The 17,545-nt window shown below is 70.5% G+C and carries 15 protein-coding genes, 2 tRNA genes and 1 riboswitch; of the genes, 2 read left to right on the plus strand and 15 right to left on the minus strand.

What is annotated here, in order from left to right; translation table 11 throughout:
• Positions 1-70: 70 nt before the first annotated feature.
• Complete coding sequence (gene metE, locus CUT39_RS06630) at positions 71-2,302, minus strand: 5-methyltetrahydropteroyltriglutamate--homocysteine S-methyltransferase (protein ID WP_100445176.1); 2,232 nt, start codon at positions 2,300-2,302, stop codon at positions 71-73.
• Between the two features lie 43 nt (positions 2,303-2,345).
• A riboswitch (cobalamin riboswitch) is annotated at positions 2,346-2,596 on the minus strand.
• A 100-nt stretch (positions 2,597-2,696) separates the two neighbouring features.
• Here metE and CUT39_RS06635 point away from each other — a divergent pair.
• Positions 2,697-3,431 (plus strand): SDR family NAD(P)-dependent oxidoreductase, encoded by a 735-nt coding sequence (locus tag CUT39_RS06635; protein ID WP_100445177.1) that lies wholly within the window; start codon positions 2,697-2,699, stop codon positions 3,429-3,431.
• Here the strand turns inward: CUT39_RS06635 and CUT39_RS06640 are convergent, their stop codons facing one another.
• The 5 genes from CUT39_RS06640 to CUT39_RS06660 all read right to left on the minus strand — a co-directional run bounded on the left by CUT39_RS06640 (position 3,432) and on the right by CUT39_RS06660 (position 8,128).
• Positions 3,432-5,876 (minus strand): S8 family serine peptidase, encoded by a 2,445-nt coding sequence (locus CUT39_RS06640; RefSeq protein WP_100445178.1) that lies wholly within the window; start codon positions 5,874-5,876, stop codon positions 3,432-3,434.
• A gap of 90 nt (positions 5,877-5,966) precedes the next feature.
• Positions 5,967-6,329 carry a fluoride efflux transporter FluC gene (locus CUT39_RS06645; protein WP_100445179.1) on the minus strand — a complete coding sequence of 121 codons (363 nt, stop codon included), beginning with the start codon at positions 6,327-6,329 and terminating at the stop codon, positions 5,967-5,969.
• Positions 6,326-6,775, minus strand: a complete 450-nt coding sequence (locus CUT39_RS06650; protein WP_100445180.1) for a fluoride efflux transporter FluC — start codon at positions 6,773-6,775, stop codon at positions 6,326-6,328. The genes CUT39_RS06645 and CUT39_RS06650 overlap by 4 nt, the downstream gene beginning before the upstream one ends.
• A gap of 18 nt (positions 6,776-6,793) precedes the next feature.
• Positions 6,794-7,168: an MmcQ/YjbR family DNA-binding protein gene (locus CUT39_RS06655; protein ID WP_100445181.1), complete on the minus strand. Its 375-nt coding sequence runs from the start codon at positions 7,166-7,168 to the stop codon at positions 6,794-6,796.
• A 39-nt stretch (positions 7,169-7,207) separates the two neighbouring features.
• Positions 7,208-8,128: an NAD-dependent epimerase/dehydratase family protein gene (locus tag CUT39_RS06660; protein WP_100445182.1), complete on the minus strand. Its 921-nt coding sequence runs from the start codon at positions 8,126-8,128 to the stop codon at positions 7,208-7,210.
• Positions 8,129-8,193: 65 nt separating this feature from the next.
• Between CUT39_RS06660 and CUT39_RS06665 the strand changes: the two genes are divergently transcribed.
• The gene (locus CUT39_RS06665) at positions 8,194-8,808 is read left to right on the plus strand and encodes a TetR/AcrR family transcriptional regulator (RefSeq protein ID WP_100445183.1); all 615 of its coding nucleotides are present in this window, start codon (positions 8,194-8,196) and stop codon (positions 8,806-8,808) included.
• Between the two features lie 154 nt (positions 8,809-8,962).
• Here the strand turns inward: CUT39_RS06665 and CUT39_RS06670 are convergent, their stop codons facing one another.
• The 9 genes from CUT39_RS06670 to recF all read right to left on the minus strand — a co-directional run bounded on the left by CUT39_RS06670 (position 8,963) and on the right by recF (position 17,537).
• On the minus strand, positions 8,963-9,559 hold the full coding sequence (locus CUT39_RS06670) for a DUF4291 domain-containing protein (protein WP_100445184.1): 597 nt from the start codon (positions 9,557-9,559) through the stop codon (positions 8,963-8,965).
• 158 nt (positions 9,560-9,717) lie between these two features.
• Positions 9,718-9,790: transfer RNA gene (locus tag CUT39_RS06675), tRNA-Ala, on the minus strand.
• A 99-nt stretch (positions 9,791-9,889) separates the two neighbouring features.
• Positions 9,890-10,021, minus strand: a complete 132-nt coding sequence (locus CUT39_RS21060; protein ID WP_232805635.1) for a DLW-39 family protein — start codon at positions 10,019-10,021, stop codon at positions 9,890-9,892.
• Positions 10,022-10,218: 197 nt separating this feature from the next.
• A tRNA-Ile gene (locus tag CUT39_RS06680) sits at positions 10,219-10,292 on the minus strand.
• 223 nt (positions 10,293-10,515) lie between these two features.
• Positions 10,516-11,190, minus strand: coding sequence for a DUF3566 domain-containing protein (locus CUT39_RS21450; RefSeq protein WP_100445185.1), 675 nt, complete (start codon positions 11,188-11,190; stop codon positions 10,516-10,518).
• Positions 11,191-13,611 carry a DNA gyrase subunit A gene (gene gyrA, locus CUT39_RS06690; protein WP_100445360.1) on the minus strand — a complete coding sequence of 807 codons (2,421 nt, stop codon included), beginning with the start codon at positions 13,609-13,611 and terminating at the stop codon, positions 11,191-11,193.
• Between the two features lie 118 nt (positions 13,612-13,729).
• A complete protein-coding gene (gene gyrB, locus CUT39_RS06695) occupies positions 13,730-15,688 on the minus strand; it encodes a DNA topoisomerase (ATP-hydrolyzing) subunit B (RefSeq protein ID WP_100445186.1) in 1,959 nt (652 codons plus the stop codon).
• Positions 15,689-15,967: 279 nt separating this feature from the next.
• Positions 15,968-16,411 (minus strand): DciA family protein, encoded by a 444-nt coding sequence (locus CUT39_RS06700; protein ID WP_100445187.1) that lies wholly within the window; start codon positions 16,409-16,411, stop codon positions 15,968-15,970.
• Positions 16,401-17,537 carry a DNA replication/repair protein RecF gene (recF, locus tag CUT39_RS06705; protein WP_100445188.1) on the minus strand — a complete coding sequence of 379 codons (1,137 nt, stop codon included), beginning with the start codon at positions 17,535-17,537 and terminating at the stop codon, positions 16,401-16,403. The genes CUT39_RS06700 and recF overlap by 11 nt, the downstream gene beginning before the upstream one ends.
• Between the last annotated feature and the right edge of the window lie 8 nt (positions 17,538-17,545).

Genomic DNA, 17,545 nt, shown 5'->3' on the forward strand with positions numbered 1-17,545 from the left:
CCCCGTCCGGGGCCGGCCCCCGCCCACGGCTCCGCTGGCGTTTCCGGCCCCGGTCCCGGGCACGCGGCGGCTATCCCAGCTCGCCGCGGACGGTGCGGGCGGCCTCGACCATGTTCGCCAGGCTCGGCCGCACCTCTTCATAGCGGCGGGTCTTCAGCCCGCAGTCGGGATTGACCCACACCCGGCGGGGGTCGACGGCCCGGACGGCGAGCCGCAGCGAGGCGGCCATCTCCTCGGCCGACGGCACCCGCGGGGAGTGGATGTCCCACACGCCCGGGCCGATGCCGCGCCGGTAGTCGGCGCGATCGAGGTCGGCCAGGACCTCCATCTTCGAGCGGGAGGCCTCGATGGAGGTCACGTCGGCGTCGAGGTCGCCGATCGCGTCGATGACGTCGCCGAACTCCGAGTAGCACAGGTGGGTGTGGATCGCCGTCTCCGGCCGGACCCCGGAGGTGGCGATGCGGAAGGCCCGGGTGGCCCATTCGCGGTAGCGCTCGCGGCCGGCCGCCCGCAGCGGCAGCAGCTCGCGCAGCGCCGGCTCGTCGACCTGGATGATCGGGGTTCCGGCCCGCTCCAGATCCGCGACCTCGTCGCGCAGCGCCAGCGCGACCTGGTCGGCGGTGTCGGCCAGCGGCTGGTCGTCGCGCACGAACGACCAGGCCAGGATCGTCACCGGGCCGGTGAGCATCCCCTTGACCGGCTTGGACGTCAGCGACCGGGCGTAGGAGATCCACTCGACGGTCATCGGCTCGGGCCGGGCGACGTCGGAGTACAGGATGGGCGGGCGCACGCATCGCGATCCGTAGGACTGCACCCAGCCGGCCGCGGTCACCGCGAAGCCGGTGAGCTGCTCGGCGAAGTACTGGACCATGTCGTTGCGCTCGGGTTCGCCGTGGACGAGGACGTCGAGGCCGAGCTTCTCCTGCTCGGCGATGACCTCGGCGATCTCCGAGCGCATCCGGGCGTTGTAGTCGGCCTCGATCATCAGGCCGCGGCGGCGGGCGGCGCGGGCCTTGCGCAGCTCGGTCGTCTGCGGGAAGGACCCGATGGTGGTCGTCGGCAGCGGGGGCAGCTCCGGTTGGGCCGCGGCGCGCCGGCCGTAGGGCACGCGGCGGTCGGTGCCGTCGGGGAGTGCCGCCAGCCGGGACCGGACGGTCCGGTCGCGCCATTCGGTCGGCGCGGTCGGCCGCTGGAGCCGGGGCGCGTCCGGCCGGGACAGGCTCACCACCTCGCGCAGTTTCTGGCGGGCGAAGGCCAGCCGCTCGGTCAGCGACTTCGGCAGGTCGTGCTCGGCGTCGAGGTCGACCGGTACGTGCAGCAGCGAGCAGGAGGTCGACACCCCGGGCCGGTGGGTGAGGCGGTGGAGGCGTTCGAGGTCCGCCGCGGCCGACAGCAGGTCGGTGCGCCAGATGTTGCGCCCGTCGACCGCTCCGGCCAGGATGAATGTTTCACGTGAAACATCCAGCGACTCAAGGGCTTCGAGGTCGGCGCGACCGCGCACCAGATCGAGCGCCAGTCCCTGCACGCCGGCCTCCAGCAGGACCGGCAGGGCCTCGCCGAACGGCCCGTAGCCGCCGGTCACCAGCAGTTCGGCCGCCTCCGACAGCCGCTCGTAGGCCGAGCCTGCCGCGTCGAGTTCCTCCCGGCTCCGGTCGGCGCACAGCGCCGGTTCGTCGAGCTGCACCCGCTCGGCGCCGGCCTCGGTGAGCGCGCCGACCAGTTCGACGTAGACCTCGACCAGTTCGCCGAGTCGGTCCAGCGGCGCGAAGCCGGCGGGGGCGTCGGCGGCGGGCTTGGCCAGCAGCAGGAACGACACCGGCCCCAGCAGCACCGGCCGGGCCTCGAGGCCGCGCTCGCGGGCCTCGTCGAATTCGCCGAGCGCCTTCTCGGGCCGGGCCCGGAACCGGGTCCGCGGCCCGATCTCGGGCACCAGGTAGTGGTAGTTGGTGTCGAACCACTTGGTCATCTCCAGCGGCACCGCCCGGTCGTCGCCGCGGGCGGCGGCGAAGTAGGTGGCGGTCTCGTCGTCGCGGCGGTGGCGGTCGGCGATCGCGTCGACGGCCACGGTCGTGTCGAGCACGTGGTCGTAGAGCGAGAAGGTGCCGGTCGGCACCGAGTGCAGGTCCGCGGCGGCGAGGTCGTCGAGCATCTGGGAGCGGATCTCGGCCGCGGCCGCGTCGAGTCCGGCCCGGTCCAGGCGTCCGGACCAGTGGGCCTCGACGGCGCGCTTGAGCTCTCGGTTCGCGCCGATGCGCGGGTAGCCGAGCACGGTGGCGTGCACGGTCTTCTTAGCGGTACTCATGTGTGTCAGTTCCCTCGAACTCGGACAGCGTGGACCGCGCACGAGCGTGCGCGGTACGTCGGCAGGTATTCGGACTCGAGGGCGCGCCGCTTGCTCCGGCTCCTACCGGCCGCCGCTTCCCAGGCCTCCATCCGCCCGTTCCCCATGTGCACGGGAAACGGGACCCGGGCCAAGTGCTCCATGGCGACTTTCGTTCCCTCTCACCGCTGCGGGGCAGTCCTGGATTCGCACCAGCGTTCCCTCTTAGCCGGGCCGGCATACGGCCGTCCCGGAACCGGCGTCGCCGACGATGGTACGGCCGCCCCGGGCCGGACGGCCGCCCGCGGCCGCACTGTGGGAACGGGGACGACCGGGTATCGTCGCCGGCGGTATCGCGCAACCGGGGAGGGGACCGATGAGTGACCGACCAGTCGCCGTTGTCACCGGCGCCAGCAGCGGCATCGGCGCCGCTTCGGCCCGAGCGTTGGCCGAGGCCGGATTCGAGGTGGTGGCCGGGGCCCGCCGCTCCGACCGCCTGGCCGAGGCCGCCGAGGCGGCCGGGGCCGTCGCGAGGCCCCTGGACGTGACCGACCCCGAATCGGTGGCGGCCTTCGTCGCCCGGCTCGGCCGGTGCGATCTGCTGGTCAACAACGCCGGGGGCGCCTTCGGGCTGGAGCCGGTCGCCGAGGCCGACCTCGACGCCTGGAGGCGGATGTACGAGGTCAACGTGCTCGGTTGGGCGCGGGTGACCAAGGCGCTGCTGCCGCTCCTGATCGATTCGGGCAACGGGCAGGTGATCACCATCGGTTCGATCGCGGCCCGGGAGCCCTACCCGGGCGGTTCGGGCTACAACGCCGCCAAGCACGGCGAGGCCGCGGTGACGCGGGCGCTGCGGCTGGAGCTGCTCGGGGAGCCGGTCCGCGTCTGCGAGATCGACCCGGGCCTGGTGGAGACCGAGTTCAGCCTGGTCCGCTTCTCCGGCGACGCTGAGCGCGCCGAGGCGGTCTACGAGGGCATGACGCCGTTGAGCGCCGAGGACGTCGCCGAGGCGGTGGCGTGGGCGGCGACCCGCCCGGCCCACGTCAACGTCGACCAGATCACGATGATGCCCCGCGATCAGGCGGGGGCCCGGATCGTCCACCGCCGGTAGCTATCCGACGAGCTCGACCGCCGCCGAGCGCCACCGTTCCCAGTGGTCGGGGTCGTCCGGGTCGCCGAGCGCGCTGAGGACGCGCACCTCGATGCGCCACCGGCCGGGCTCCAGCACCCCGGGCCTGTCGTCGTCGAAGTCGGACAGGTCGATCGCGATCGTGTCGTCGGGGCCGGGCGAGCGCGGCAGGAACTCCTCGCGGTCCCACTCGACGACCTCGCCTGTGTCGGCGTTCTCGACGTCGATCTCCATCGCCGCCGGCATGTGCCCCAGGTAGACCAGGGCCGACGGCAGCGTCCCCCCGATCTCGAAGGTCTCGTCGTCGTTCAGGTCGCGGTAGTCGATCTCGCCGGTGTCGGGGTCCTGGTCGACCGCGACGGCGAGTTTCGGGTAGTCGGGGTGCTCCAGGATCGGCAGGTCGAGGTAGTCGCCCAGGTAGCCGGCGTAGGCGGTCGCGAGTTCGGTGCCGCCGCCGACCGGTTCGGCCACGACGCGGCCGCCGAAGACGCTGCGGTCGGGCAGGTCCGGGCTCGGTTCCACGGTCACGGTGACGGTCGCGCTCCGGCCGCGGCGCAGCGTGACCTGCTCGGGCTGGAATGTCACCTCCGGTTCGGCCACGTGGAAGCCGGTGTCGCGGATGTCGCCGGTGGTGGCGATGGCCGGGTCGTGGCGGAGCCGGTAGGTGCGCGGCATCCACTCCCGCGAGGACAGCTCGACCTCGAAGGTGCGCGGTCCGGTGCCGTGGCCGAGGCCGATGCCGCCGGGTTCGAGGGAGCCGCCGGCGTCGAGCGCCGCGGCGATGTCGATCACGCCGGTGCCTTGCCGGTGCGTCGCCTCCAGGCGGCCCAGTTCGGGGTTCTCGCCCCACTCGATCGGTTCGGCCGTGTTCGCCAGCCGGGTGCGGACGGCCGCCGGGTCCAGGCCGGGCTCGGTCTGCAGCAGCAGCGCCGCCGCGCCGGCGACGTGCGGGGCCGACATCGAGGTGCCCGACAGCGACCGGTGGGAGCCCTCATCGACCGGGAAGGTCGACCAGATGCCGCCGCCGGGCGCGGACAGGTCGGGTTTGAAGCCGAGGTCCGGGGACGGTCCGTAGGAGGAGAAGTCGGAGGCGAGTCCGCCGCGCGGCAGGTCGACCAGGACCGTGGCGCCGGTGAACTCGAGGACGGGTTCGGCCCCGATCGCGGCCAGATCGCGCAGGTCCTCGCCGTCGGTGTCGGTGACCGCCACCAGCGGCACGCCGAGGTCCTCGGCTCCGGTGCCGCCGAAGGGGCCGGCCCGGTCGTTGTAGATCACCGCGGCGGTCGCGCCCGCCTCGACGGCGCGTTCGTACTTCTCGTTGAAGGTGCATTCGCCGCGGACGATCAGTGCCGCCTTGCCGTCGACGTCGCCTTCGGCGGGGTCGTCGGCGCAGGCGCGGCCGAACCACACCAGCGGGTCGGTCGCGTCGCCGGTCTCGGGCTCGGGCGCCTGGTCGAGGACGGCGTAGCCGATGCGCCGGTCGAGCGCCTCGACGTCGGCCGCCCGCATCCGCCGGGCCGGATTGTCGGTGGAGGCGACGCCGATGACGTCGGTGCCCACGCCGGGGGCCGAGGCCGACCAGACGCCGGAATGGCCGGAGTTGCCCATGGAGGCGACGACGACGATCCCTTCGGCGGCGAGCGCGTCGGCGGCCTCGGAGGTCGGGTAGCCGGGCCACTGGAACGACTGTCCGAGCGAGAGGTTGACCACGTCCATGCCGTCTTCGAGGGCGCGTTCCATCGCCTGCATGATGATTTCGGCACTGGTCGACCCCTCGCAGCCGAATACCTTGTAGGCGCCGAGCTCGACCGCGGGCGCTGCCCCGGTGACCTCGCCGTCGGCGCCTGCGATACCGGCTACGTGCGTGCCGTGCCCGGCGCAGTCGGCCGGGTCGTCGTCGGGTTCGGGCTCGTCGGTGTCGGGGTCGGCGAACTCCTCGCCGACGAAGTCGGTGCCGGTCGAGACCCGGCAGCCGGGTCCGAAGCAGCCGCCGAGGTCGGGGTGGGTGTAGTCGATGCCGGTGTCGATGACGCCGACCTTGACGCCGGAGCCGTCGACGCCGCGCGCGTGTGCGTCGACGGCGTTCGTGGTCTCGGTGGCGAGCGCCAGTTCGGTCGGCCCGGTCTCGGGAATCGACGGCCCGCTGAAGGTGACGTCGCCCCAGACCCGGTCGACCAGGTCGAGCGCTTCGAGCCGTTGCGCGGTGGCGGATTCGGCGGCGATGGAGGCGCCGTTCCAGATGCGGCTGAAGTCGTGCCGGAACTCGAAGCCGAATTCGGGGGCGGCCGCCTCCAGGCGGGAGGCGCTCGCCCCGTCGTCGAGCTCGACGAGCCAGACCTGCCGGTCGGACTCGGCGGCGGCGGGTTGGGCGGTGAGCAGCGGCGCCAGGAGCGCGATGGCGAGCGGCAGGTTGCGGCGGAGCTGCATCGCGGGTTCCTCTCGAAGCGACGGGCTGGACCCCGATCCTCTGCCACGCGGGGTGGTGAGCGCCGGACCTCGGCCGGCGGCGTGTCGCGGTCAGCCGGTGAGCAGGTGGGCCAGGCCGAGGCCGGTCAGTCCGGCGGTGAGGCCCCCGGCGAGGTTGGCGGCGACGTTCGCGAGCGCGTGCGCCCGGCGGCCGTCCTCGACCAGCCGCAGGGTCTCGTAGGAGAGGGTGGAGTAGGTGGTGAGCGCCCCGCAGAAGCCGACGGTGAGCAGCGCGGTCCAGCCGGGGTCGTTCACCGTCACGGCCAGGAACACGGCCAGGCCCGAGCCGCTCACGTTCACCGCCAGCGTCCCCCACGGCAGGCGGCGGCCCGCGTAGTGGGCGAGGACCTGGTCGGTCAGGAATCGCAGTGGGGCACCGACGGCCGCTCCGGCCGCCACGAGCAGCAGGATCATCGGTCCTCCCGGCGGTGGCGCACCAGGAGTCGGCGGGCGGCCCACATGCCGGCGGCCGCGGCGGCCAGGGCCGCGGCGGGGGTGGCGAACGCGTAGGTCACCGCCAGGGCGGTCGCTCCGCCGTTCGCGGCCCGCCCGATGTCGAGGATGTAAGCGGAGAAGGTGGTGAACCCGCCCAGGACGCCGACGCCGAAGAACGGCCGGATGAGCCGGGTGCCGGGCGCGACCTCGGTGACGGTCACCATGAGCGCGCCGATGAGGAGGCCGCCGGTGACGTTGGCGGCGAAGGTCGCCGGATGGAACCGGCCGGGTTCGTGCGGTAGGGCGGCGCCGAGGCCGTAGCGGGCGAGCGCCCCGAGCGCGCCGCCGCCGGCGACCGCGAGCAGCGCCGGGACAGGCGTGGCGCGCAGGACCCGGCTCAGCGGGGGGTTCGGCGACTCGGACACGCCATCGAATGTAGCGGGTCAGCCGCCGTCCCGGTCGAGCTGCGAGACCAGCTTCGCCGGGGCGACGAACCGGTAGGCGTCCTCGCAGCGGTCGGCGATCTCGTCCCAGTCGGGCTCGCCGTCCAGCCGCAGGCCGATCCAACCGCGGTGGCCGACGTACGGGGGCCGGAAGTACCGCCGCGGGTCGAGCGCGATCGACTCCTCCTGCGCTCCGAGCGGCGCGGCGCACCACAGTTGCGGGAACTCCTCGTCGTGGTGGCCCCGATGCCACAGTTGGGCGAACATCCGCTTGCCGCGAACGAACCAGGCCGGGGTCCCGTGGCTCGGCCGCTCGGTCACTTCGGGCAGGCCCCGGCAGATCATCCGCAGGCGCGAGGTCGGGTCGGTGCTCATCCGGTGAACCTATCGCACGGATCCGGTCCGGCGTGATCGTCAGCGGCGATGCCGGTACCAGTCCAGCGTGGCCGACACTCCGTCCTCGTGCGGAGTGACCTGGACCGGCCCGAACGCTTCGCGGAAGGCCGAGTCGTCGACGACGAACGGGCGGTCCCGCTGGTACCGGGTCTCGGCGAGTTCGCGCACCGTCGGGTTGAACAGCCCGATGAGCCGCTCCGCTCCGCGGCCGAGCCCGGCGGATCTGGGCGAGCCGCCGGCCGCGGCCCGCACCAGGGCGAGGAACTCCCGTCCGGTGACCGCGTCGGCGGCCGGCAGGTGCCAGGCGCGCCCGTCGGCGTGGTCGTGTTCGCCGAGTGTCGCCAGGGCGGCGGCGATGTCGGGCAGGTAGGACACCGTGTGCGGCTGGTCGAGGTCACCGACCCAGCGGATGGTCCTGCCCTCGACTGCGGCGGCGAACACGTTCGGGCCGAGGATGGTGGCGACCCCGCCGGGGCCGTAGTAGTCGGAGGCCCGCCCCAGCGCGGCGCGGATCCTCCCCGAGTCGTGGGCCCGGAGGATCAGCCGGTCGATCTCGGCGCGCACCCGGCCCTTGGGGTAGGCGGCCTCGTACGGGTGGTCTTCGGTCATCGGACCGTCCACGGGGCCGTAGACGTAGAGGTTGTCGGCCATGACCAGCTTCGCGCCGGCGGCCTCCACTCCGGTGAGGACGGCATCGACGAGGCCCGGGAACCGTTCGGTCCAGCCTGCGTACGGCGGCTGCGCGCACTGGTAGACGACGTCGGCGCCCTCGCAGGCGGCTACGGCTCCTTCGGTGGTGGCGACATCGGCTTTGAAGCCGTCGGGGTCGCCGCCGTTGCGGCTGACGGCGCGCACCCGGTGGCCCCGGTCGGTCAGTTCCGCGACGACCGCGGCGCCGATCGCGCCGGTGGCGCCGAGGACCACGTGCAGTTCGGACATGTCGGTGCTCCGGAATCAAGTTAGGTAACGATGTTTTGTAACGACGTTACGGTACTATCTCCGGTATGGCAAGACCACGGAACCGCGACTACGGCGAACTCCGCCGCGAACTGATCGACACCGCCGGTCGGCTCCTGGCCGCCGAGGGTCCGTCGGCCCTCAGCACCCGCCGCGTCGCGCAGCGGGCGGGCGTGTCGACCACGGCGGTCTACAAGCTCTTCGGCGACAAGGCCGGCCTGGTCCGCGAAATGTTCCTGGCCGGGTTCGAGCGATTGGCGGAGGCGTTCGAGGCCGTCCCCCGCACCGGCGACCCCCTCGCCGACCTGGCGGCACTGGGCCGCGCCTACCGTGCCAACGCCCTGTCAAATCCGCACCTGTACGAGCTCATGTTCGGCAGGCCCGTGCCCGAATTCGAGCCCGACGAAGAGGTCGCCGATCTGATCCGGCCGACCTACGACGCACTGGTCGAGGCGGTGGCCCGCTGTGTCGAGGCGGGCGTCTTCGCACCGGCCGAGCCCGAAGACGTCGCGTTGAGGCTCAACGGACTGACGCACGGACTGTGCAGCCTCGAACTGCGCGCGGCACTCGGCAGCGCCGAGGAGGCGAGCCGCCACTGGGACGACGCCTTCGACACGATGCTGCGGGGGCTGGCGGTACACCGAGCGGACTCCGATCGGTAGCGGGGACGGACTCCGCGGCCCTCGACGCCGCGCCGCCACACCGAGCCCCGACACGACTCAGTCGGTTGCGCTGGTGATCCGTAAGGCACGCAAGGCGTCTAATGCCGCGATTGCCTCGCACGCCGCCTCGACCGGCGCGGGTCTGCCGCTGCGCTCAGCCGTCGGATACCTCACGCAGGTCGGCGGACAGCGGGTAGGGCCTTTCGATCGGCAGTCGCCGTTCGGCGTCCTCGATGCGGCCCGCCCCGACGTCGATCGCGATCCGGTGCGCCAGGTCGGTGACGTCCGTGATCGCGGTGATCCATTGATCGACATACCGGTCGACCGCCGCGCCCGACAGGCCGATCTGGATCGACCGGTGCTCCAGGCGTGCCGATCGGAGGTCGCGCTCGGGGTCCCATTGGATTCGCACCGGTGCGGCGGCGAGCCGAGTACGCCATGCCTCGGGGTCCTCGCCGTCGGCCGGGCGGCTCGGGCACGAGTGCGCCAAGGCCCATTCGAACCCGGTGCGGGTGAGGTCGACGGCGAGCACTCGGGTCTGGCCGGGCTTGGTCGCCCAGCCGCAGCGGTACATCATCCACAGGAACGAAGGCTTGATCCAGGTCATCCGTCCACGCTTGAACGGACTGGTGAAAGTCTGCGCCGCCAGGGCCGGTTCGGCAATGGCAGGGTCGTAGGCCTGATAGACGGTGATCGTCTCCGCGTCGAACCGCGCGCGGATCTGCCGGGTAGGGGTGGGTATGGGGCGCATCCTGCCAGAGCACGGAACTCCGGCCAACTCGATATCCTTCTTCGCCGGATTCGAAGCATGCGTCCGCGGTGAACGAAAGCAGAGTCCACGCACCGCCACGAGCGACCGCCTCAGGTGGACATGAAAAACCCCCAGGTCAGTGACCTGGGGAATCAGAGTGGAGCCAAGGGGAATCGAACCCCTAACCTCCGCCTTGCAAAAGCGGTGCTCTGCCAATTGAGCTATAGCCCCGGACCCCTGAAGGGTACTGCGATCCGTACGAGTATCCCCGCCGTGCTCGCGGCACGAGCGAGGATACCCGGAGCGCAGTGAGTTGGCTAACGCCTTCCGTCAGCGTACGTCCTCGGCGGAGGTCGTGGCCTCGTGCCAGAGCGTGCGCTCGTCGTTGATCGCCTTGACCTTCTTCGCGACCACCACAGCGACCGTCGCGGCGCCGGCGACGATCAAAAGCTTCTTCCACATGAACCCAGGCCCCCTATACCAGAGCTTGAAATGTAAAACAATGTCCGATTCGACATCGCATGATGCGACACAGCATAGCGAACAACGTTACGCGTAGGTCTCGGGCCGGTCGCGGGTGTCGCCGCCCCAGCGAGGTCCCCGGAGCGCGCCGGGGTGGCCGGGAACGAAAAAACCCGCCGTTTCCGGCGGGTCTGCGGTGGGGCTAGATGGACTCGAACCATCGACCTCAGAGTTATCAGCTCTGCGCTCTAACCGCCTGAGCTATAGCCCCAGATTATTGGATATCGAGGGGCCCGCGGGCCCGCTCGGGATCGCCTGATCGGCAACGCTGAGAAAGGTTACCCCACCTTGGATGGCGATGCCACCCGGGCCCCCTCGCCTCCGGGACGGCCGTCACTCGCGCCGCCTCCCCGTACGAACCCGCCGGACGGCGGCCGCGAAGTGAAAGGAAGAACGGCCCGCGGGAGAGCCCGCGGGCCGTCGCGAAGCCTGGTTCAGTCGCGCTCGGCGAGGGTCAGCTCGATGCCGCCGACCAGGTCGGCGCACACGTTGTAGATGAACGAGCCCAGCGTGGCCAGGGCCGTGAACAGCACCATGTTCACCACGCCCAGCAGGGCCGCCGCCCCGATCACGCCTTTGGCGGTGATCCGGAAGTTCTCGGTCTCCACGCCGGCCTCGCCGTTGGTCCCCATGAGCATGGCCAGCATGTCGTTGACGGTGTCGAACACACCCATCGCGTCGAGCGCGATGTACAGCACCGTGGTCGCCACGACCATGACGATGAACAGCACGATCGAGACCGCGAAGGAGAACTTCATCACCGACCACGGGTCGATCCGCTTCAGCCGCAGCCGCGCCCGGCGCGGTCCCCGCGAGGCCGCCTGCGACACCGCGGCCCTGGCGGCCCGGACCGCGTCGGCCACCCGGGCCGAACTGGTCACGGGCGGCTGGGGCCCCTCCATCTCCGGGACCGACTCGGGCGTGACCGGCGGCGGGGTCATCCCCGGCGGGCGGCGGATCGACAGAGTCTTGTCCTCTTCGTCGGCCTCGGTCGAGTCAGTAGACGGCGTCTCGTCCACCTCCGACTGCTCGACCGGATCATCGTCCGAGTCCGTGTCCACGTCCTCGCGAGACTCGGTCTCCGCAGTGTTGGCCTTCGCTTCCGTCATCTACTCGTCCTGCCCCTCGTCGGGTTCCTCGGCGCTCCTGGTGATCGCGAGCAGCGAGACCTCGTCGGGCAGGTCGATCAGCTTGACCCCCATGGTGTTGCGGTCCGTGGTCTGGCGGACCGGTTTGACCGGAGTCCTGATGACGCCTCCTTCCGAGGTGATCGCGAACAGCTCGTCATCGGGCGTAACCGACAGCGCCCCCACCAAATCGCCACGTCGTTCCGTGATCTTCGCCGTCAAAACGCCCTTTCCGCCGCGGCCCTGCTGCGGATACGCCTCGACCGGAGTTCGTTTCGCATATCCGCGGCTGGTGGCCACGAGGATGTCCATATTATCGCGCAGCACGATCATGGTGAGCAATTCGTCATCGCCGACGAACCGCATGCCGATCACACCGCTGGTCGCGCGGCCCATGGGCCGAAGCGATTCGTCGGAGGCCTGGAAGCGGATCGACTGCGCCTTGCGCGACACGAGCAGCAGGTCGTCGGTGGGGGTGATCAGCGCGGCGCCCACCAGCTCGTCGCCGTCGCGCAGGTTGATGCCGACGATACCGCCCGTGCGCGGGGAGTCGAAGTCGGCCAGGCGGCTCTTCTTCACCAGGCCGTCGCGGGTGGCCAGCACCAGGTGCGGCGTCTGCTCGTACGAATGCAGCTTGATGACTTGCGCGATCGTCTCGTCCGGCTGGAAGGCCAGGACGTTCGCCACGTGCTGGCCGCGCGCGGACCGGCCGGCCTCGGGCAGCTCGTAGGCCTTGGCCCGGTAGACCCGGCCCTTGTTGGTGAAGAACAGGATCCAATCGTGGGTGGTGCACACGAAGAAGTGGCTGACGATGTCGTCCTGCTTCAGGTGCGCGCCCTGGACGCCCTTGCCGCCGCGCTTCTGGGAGCGGAAGGAGTCGGTCTTGGTGCGCTTGACGTAGCCGCCGCGTGTGATGGTGACCACGATGTCCTCGCGGGCGATGAGATCCTCCATCGAGACCTCGCCGGCGTCGTGCAGGATCGTGGTGCGCCGTTCGTCGCCCCAGCGGTCGACGACGGCCTTCAGCTCGTCCCTGACGATCGAGCGCTGCCGCTCGGGCCGGGCCAGGATGTCGTTGAAGTCGGCGATCTTGGTCTCGATCTCGCCCAGCTCGTCGACGATCCGCTGCCGCTCCAGGGCCGCCAGGCGGCGCAACTGCATGTCGAGGATCGCGGTCGCCTGGATCTCGTCGACGTCGAGCAGGTCCATCAGGCCGGCCTTCGACTCCTCGGCCGACGGCGAGCGCCGGATCAGCGCGATGGTCTCGTCGAGCAGGTCGAGGGCCTTGGCCAGGCCGCGCAGGATGTGCGCCCGCTCCTCGGCCTTCCGCAGCCGGTAGCGGGTGCGGCGCACGATCACGTCGATCTGGTGGGCCACGTAGTAGCGCATGAACTGGGCCAGGTTCAGGGTGCGCGGCACCCCGTCGACCAGCGCCAGCATGTTCGCGCCGAACGTCTCCTGCAGTTGGGTGTGCTTGTAGAGGTTGTTCAGCACCACCTTGGGGACCGAGTCGCGCTTGAGCACGACCACCAGCCGCATCCCGGTGCGTCCGGAGGACTCGTCGCGGATATCGGCGATACCGCTGAGCTTGCCGTCCTTGACCAGGTCGGCGATCCGCTCGGCCAGGTTGTCGGGGTTGACCTGGTAGGGCATCTCGGTGACGACCAGGCAGGCGCGCCCTTTGTTGTCCTCCTCGACCTCGACCACGGCGCGCATCTTGATCGATCCGCGGCCGGTCCGGTAGGCGTCCTCGATCCCGGCCCGGCCCAGCACCGTCGCGCCGGTCGGGAAGTCGGGACCGGTGACGATGCCGAGCAGGGCCTCCAGGGCCTCCTCCTCGGTGGCCTCGGGGTGGTCCAGGCACCAGTTCACGCCCCCTGCGATCTCGCGCAGGTTGTGCGGCGGGATCTTGGTGGCCATCCCGACCGCGATGCCTTCGGAGCCGTTGACCAGGAGGTTGGGAATCCGGGACGGCAGGATCGTCGGCTCGGTGGTCTTGCCGTCGTAGTTCGGCTCGAAGTCGACCGACTCCTCGTCGATGTCGCGGAGCATCTCCATCGCGAGCGGGTCGAGCCGGCTCTCGGTGTACCGCATCGCCGCGGCCGGGTCGTTGCCCGGCGAGCCGAAGTTGCCCTGGCCGTCGATGAGCGGGTACCGCAGGCTCCAGCTCTGGGCCATACGCACCAGCGAGTCGTAGATCGCCGAGTCGCCGTGCGGGTGGTACTGCCCCATGACGTCGCCGATGACGCGGGAGCACTTCACGTAGCCGCGGTCGGACCGGTAGCCGCCGTCGTACATCCCGTACAGGATCTTCCGGTGGACGGGCTTGAGGCCGTCGCGCACGTCCGGCAGCGCCCGCCCCACGATCACGCTCATGGCGTAGTCGAGGTAGGAGCGCTGCATCTCCACGTCGATGCCCACCGGATCGATGCGGCCGTGGCTCTCCAGTAGGTCGAGCTGGTCTTGGTTGTTCTGAGGCACCAGTGCTTCCTTGCTTCGTCGGACGGGATCGTGAACGGGCCTAGATGTCCAAGAACCGGACGTCCTTGGCGTTCTCCTGGATGAAGCGGCGCCGGCTCTCCACGTCCTCGCCCATGAGGACGCTGAAGAGCTCGTCGGCGGTCGCCGCGTCGTCGAGCTGGACCTGGAGGAGGTTGCGCCGCTCGGGGTCCATCGTCGTCTCCCACAGCTCGGTGTAGTTCATCTCGCCCAGACCCTTGTAGCGCTGGACGCCGTCGGACCGGCGCGGGTCGGGCTTGCCCTGGGCGACGCCCTCCTCGACCAGCCGGTCGCGCTCGGTGTCGGAGTAGGCGTACGAGACGACGTCGCCCTTCTTGTTCCACTTGATCTTGTACAGCGGCGGCTGGCTCATGTAGACGTGGCCGAGCTCGACCAGCGGCCGCATGAAGCGGAACAGCAGCGTCAGCAGCAGGGTGTTGATGTGGTGGCCGTCGACGTCGGCGTCCGACATCAGGATGATCTTGTGGTAGCGGAGCCGCTCGATGTCGAACTCCTCGTGGATCCCGGTGCCGAGCGCGGTGATCATGCCCTGGACCTCGTTGTTCTTGAGGATCTTGTCCAGGCGGGCCTTCTCCACGTTGAGGATCTTGCCGCGGATCGGCATGATCGCCTGCGTCCGCGGGTTGCGGCCCTGCTTGGCCGAGCCGCCGGCCGAGTCGCCCTCGACCACGAACATCTCGCACTCTTCGGGGTTGGTCGACTGGCAGTCGGCCAGCTTGCCCGGCATCGAGGAGGTCTCCAGCAGGCTCTTGCGCCGGGCCAGCTTGCGGGCCTGCGCGGCGGCCTTGCGGGCCTGCGCGGCGCTGGAGGCCTTCTGGATGATGGTCTTGGCCTCGCGCGGGTGCCGGTCGAGCCAGTCGGGGAGCCACTCGTTGCAGACCTTCTGCACGAAGCTGCGGATCTCGGTGTTGCCGAGCTTGGTCTTGGTCTGGCCCTCGAACTGCGGCTCGCGCAGCTTGACCGAGATGATCGCGGCCAGGCCCTCCCTGATGTCGTCGCCGGAGAGGCGGTCCTTGTCGGTCTTGAGGATCTTCTTCTCCAGGCCGTACCGGTTGACGACGTTGGTCAGCGCGGCCCGGAAGCCCTCCTCGTGGGTGCCGCCCTCGTGGGTGTTGATGGCGTTGGCGAAGGTGTAGACCGACTCGCCGTAGGACTCGTTCCACTGCATCGCGACCTCGACCGACTGCTGGTCCTCCTCGGCCTGGAAGGAGATCACGGTCGGGTGGATGGAGCTCTTGGTGGCGTTGAGGTGCCGCACGAAGTCGGCGATGCCCTCGTCGTACTTGAAGGTGACGACCTTGGTGTCGCCCTCCTCCTCGATGCGCTGGGGGCGCTCGTCGCGCAGGGTGATCGCCAGGCCCTTGTTGAGGAAGGACATCTCCTGGAGGCGGCGGTAGATCGTCTTGTAGTCGAACTCGAGCGTCTCGAAGATGTCCCCGTCGGGCCAGAAGCTGAGGATGGTCCCGGAGTCGCCGGTCCTCTCGCCCTTCTCGAGCGGGCCGGGCAGGGCGTTCTTGTAGCTCTGGCGCCACACGTTCCCGTCGCGGCGGATCTCGACCTCGAGCCGCGTGGACAGGGCGTTGACGACCGACACGCCGACGCCGTGGAGGCCGCCGGAGACCGCGTAGGTCTGCGAGTCGAACTTGCCGCCGGCGTGGAGGACGGTCAGGGCGACCTCGACGCCGGGCTTCTTGAGCTTGGGGTGGAGGTCGACCGGGAAGCCCCGGCCGTCGTCGCTGACGCGCACGCCGCCGTCGGACAGGAGCGTGACGTCGATCTGGCTGCAGTACCCGGCGAGCGCTTCGTCCACTGAGTTGTCGACGATCTCCTGGAGGAGGTGGTGCAGGCCGCGCTCACCGGTCGAGCCGATGTACATGCTCGGGCGCTTCCTGACCGCCTCGAGGCCCTCGAGGACGGTCAGCGAACTGGCGCTGTAGTCGTCCTGCTTCTTCGCCGCCACCGGCAACTCCTTCTGTCGTCGTTCACCGTCAGTGAGAAAGCTAGTCCACGGGTGTGACACTTTCAGTCTTCTGGCCGTTAACCGTGCTTCCTGTCCGTTAACGCCCGCGGTTCCCTCATCAAGGAGGCGGTCGGACGCATTGCCAGCGCCGACCGCCGCACATCTGACAATCTTACTGCGGTCGAGCATGGTTTCGCCTGTCTCTGGGGCGTGATGTCGTCACAGTCGTACCGGGAGTCGAGGACATGAACCCCCCTACGGACCTAGGGGCGTCCAGCCTCAGAATGTGTCACGAGAGCCATTAAACCGTACTCGCCTCGGCCCGTACGAACGAGTCGGCTGTTTCGGCCCCACGATCCTGAGGCGTTTGACGACGCCTGGTCCGAGAGCGGCGGTGATCTTGCCGTAGATCTGCTTGGAGAACAGCCGCAGTTGGGTCGCCCAGGCACTGGATTCGGCCACGACTAGCAGCTCCCCGTCGACCAACTGCTCGGGGCGGCAGTGGTCGGCGATCTCGGGGCCGACGATCTCGCTCCAGCGTCCGAAGACCGCCGCGCCCGAGATCCTCCCGGTCCACCCCTTCCTGCGGACCACCTGGCCCAGCAGGCTCCCGATGGACTCGGGGTCCCGCTTGTCGGGTCCGGGTCCGGACCACTCCCTGCGGAACCGCGGATCGTCGGAGCGGCCGCGGACCGACCGGGACCGGTGCGGGTCAGAGGACACGGCGGATCTCCCCCTCCCAGACGTCGAATCGGGCGCCGGCCAGCCGGTCGGGGACGTCGGCGGCGACGGCGCAGGTGATGAGGGTCTGCTCGGCGGCCTCGGCGTACTCGGCGAGGCGTTCGCGGCGGGTGGTGTCGAGCTCGGCGAACACGTCGTCAAGGACCAGGACGGGCGAGGCGCCGTCGGCGCGCAGCAGCTCGAACGCCCCCAGGCGCATCGCCAGCGCGACCGACCAGCATTCGCCGTGGGAGGCGTAGCCCTTGACCGGGAGCGTGCCGAGGGCCAGTTCGAGGTCGTCGCGGTGGGGGCCGACGAGGGTGGATCCGCGCTCGATCTCCTTGGATCGGGCCGCGGCGAGCGCGGCGGACAGGCGCGCGCTGAGGACCTCGCGGTCGGCGGTGAGGTCGTCGCCGAGCTCGGAGGCGTAGGCGAGGGCGACCTCGGACCGGCCGTCGGCGATGCGGGCGTGGGCCTTGGCGAGCGGTTCGTTCAGGTCGGCGACGAGCGCGAGCCGCCCGGCCAGGAGCTCGGCGCCGTACTCGGCGAGGTGGGCGTCCCAGGCGTCCAGGGTCGCCAGTTCGGCGGCGCCGGGTCCGCGTCCGCCCGTCTTCTTGGCCAGGTAGGAGGTCCGCAGCAGCGTGTTGCGCTGTTTGAGCACCCGCTCGTAGTCGGCGCGCACCCCCGCGAACCGCGGGTAGCGGGCGCACAGCAGTTCGTCGAGGTAGCGGCGCCGCACCGACGGCTCGCCGCGCACCAGCGCCAGGTCTTCGGGGGCGAAGGCCACGGCCTTGAGCGCGCCGACCAGGTCGCGCGGCCGCGGCAGGGGGGTCTTGTTCAGCCGCGCCCGGTTGGACTTGCCGGGCACGATCGCCAGCTCCGGCAGCAGCCTGCGGGCGTCGTGGACGATTTCGGCGCGGATCACGGCCTGGTCGGCGCCGCTGCGCACCAGTGGCGCGTCGCTGGAGACGCGGTGCGAGCGCAGATTGGCGAGGTAGATCAGCGACTCGACCAGGTTGGTCTTGCCGTGCCCGTTGGGGCCCACCAGGATCGATGGTCCTTCGTCGAACGCGATCTGGGCGTGCGCGTAGGACCGGAAGTCGGTGAGTTGGAGCTGTCGAACACGCACGTCTCTAT

Origin of the sequence: Glycomyces xiaoerkulensis, assembly GCF_002798405.1 — a bacterium.
Taxonomy (GTDB): domain Bacteria; phylum Actinomycetota; class Actinomycetes; order Mycobacteriales; family Micromonosporaceae; genus Glycomyces; species Glycomyces xiaoerkulensis.

What these genes read in the sequence shown, in the direction of transcription:
- CUT39_RS06640 (WP_100445178.1), bottom strand. Translation starts at nt 5,876, where the DNA reads ATGCAGCTCCGCCGCAACCTGCCGCTCGCCATCGCGCTCCTGGCGCCG.
- CUT39_RS06665 (WP_100445183.1), top strand. Translation starts at nt 8,194, where the DNA reads ATGGCAAGACCACGGAACCGCGACTACGGCGAACTCCGCCGCGAACTG.
- metE (WP_100445176.1), bottom strand. Translation starts at nt 2,302, where the DNA reads ATGAGTACCGCTAAGAAGACCGTGCACGCCACCGTGCTCGGCTACCCG.
- CUT39_RS06655 (WP_100445181.1), bottom strand. Translation starts at nt 7,168, where the DNA reads ATGAGCACCGACCCGACCTCGCGCCTGCGGATGATCTGCCGGGGCCTG.
- CUT39_RS06635 (WP_100445177.1), top strand. Translation starts at nt 2,697, where the DNA reads ATGAGTGACCGACCAGTCGCCGTTGTCACCGGCGCCAGCAGCGGCATC.
- CUT39_RS21060 (WP_232805635.1), bottom strand. Translation starts at nt 10,021, where the DNA reads ATGTGGAAGAAGCTTTTGATCGTCGCCGGCGCCGCGACGGTCGCTGTG.
- CUT39_RS06670 (WP_100445184.1), bottom strand. Translation starts at nt 9,559, where the DNA reads ATGCGCCCCATACCCACCCCTACCCGGCAGATCCGCGCGCGGTTCGAC.
- CUT39_RS21450 (WP_100445185.1), bottom strand. Translation starts at nt 11,190, where the DNA reads ATGACGGAAGCGAAGGCCAACACTGCGGAGACCGAGTCTCGCGAGGAC.
- CUT39_RS06645 (WP_100445179.1), bottom strand. Translation starts at nt 6,329, where the DNA reads ATGATCCTGCTGCTCGTGGCGGCCGGAGCGGCCGTCGGTGCCCCACTG.
- gyrA (WP_100445360.1), bottom strand. Translation starts at nt 13,611, where the DNA reads ATGCAGCGCTCCTACCTCGACTACGCCATGAGCGTGATCGTGGGGCGG.
- CUT39_RS06660 (WP_100445182.1), bottom strand. Translation starts at nt 8,128, where the DNA reads ATGTCCGAACTGCACGTGGTCCTCGGCGCCACCGGCGCGATCGGCGCC.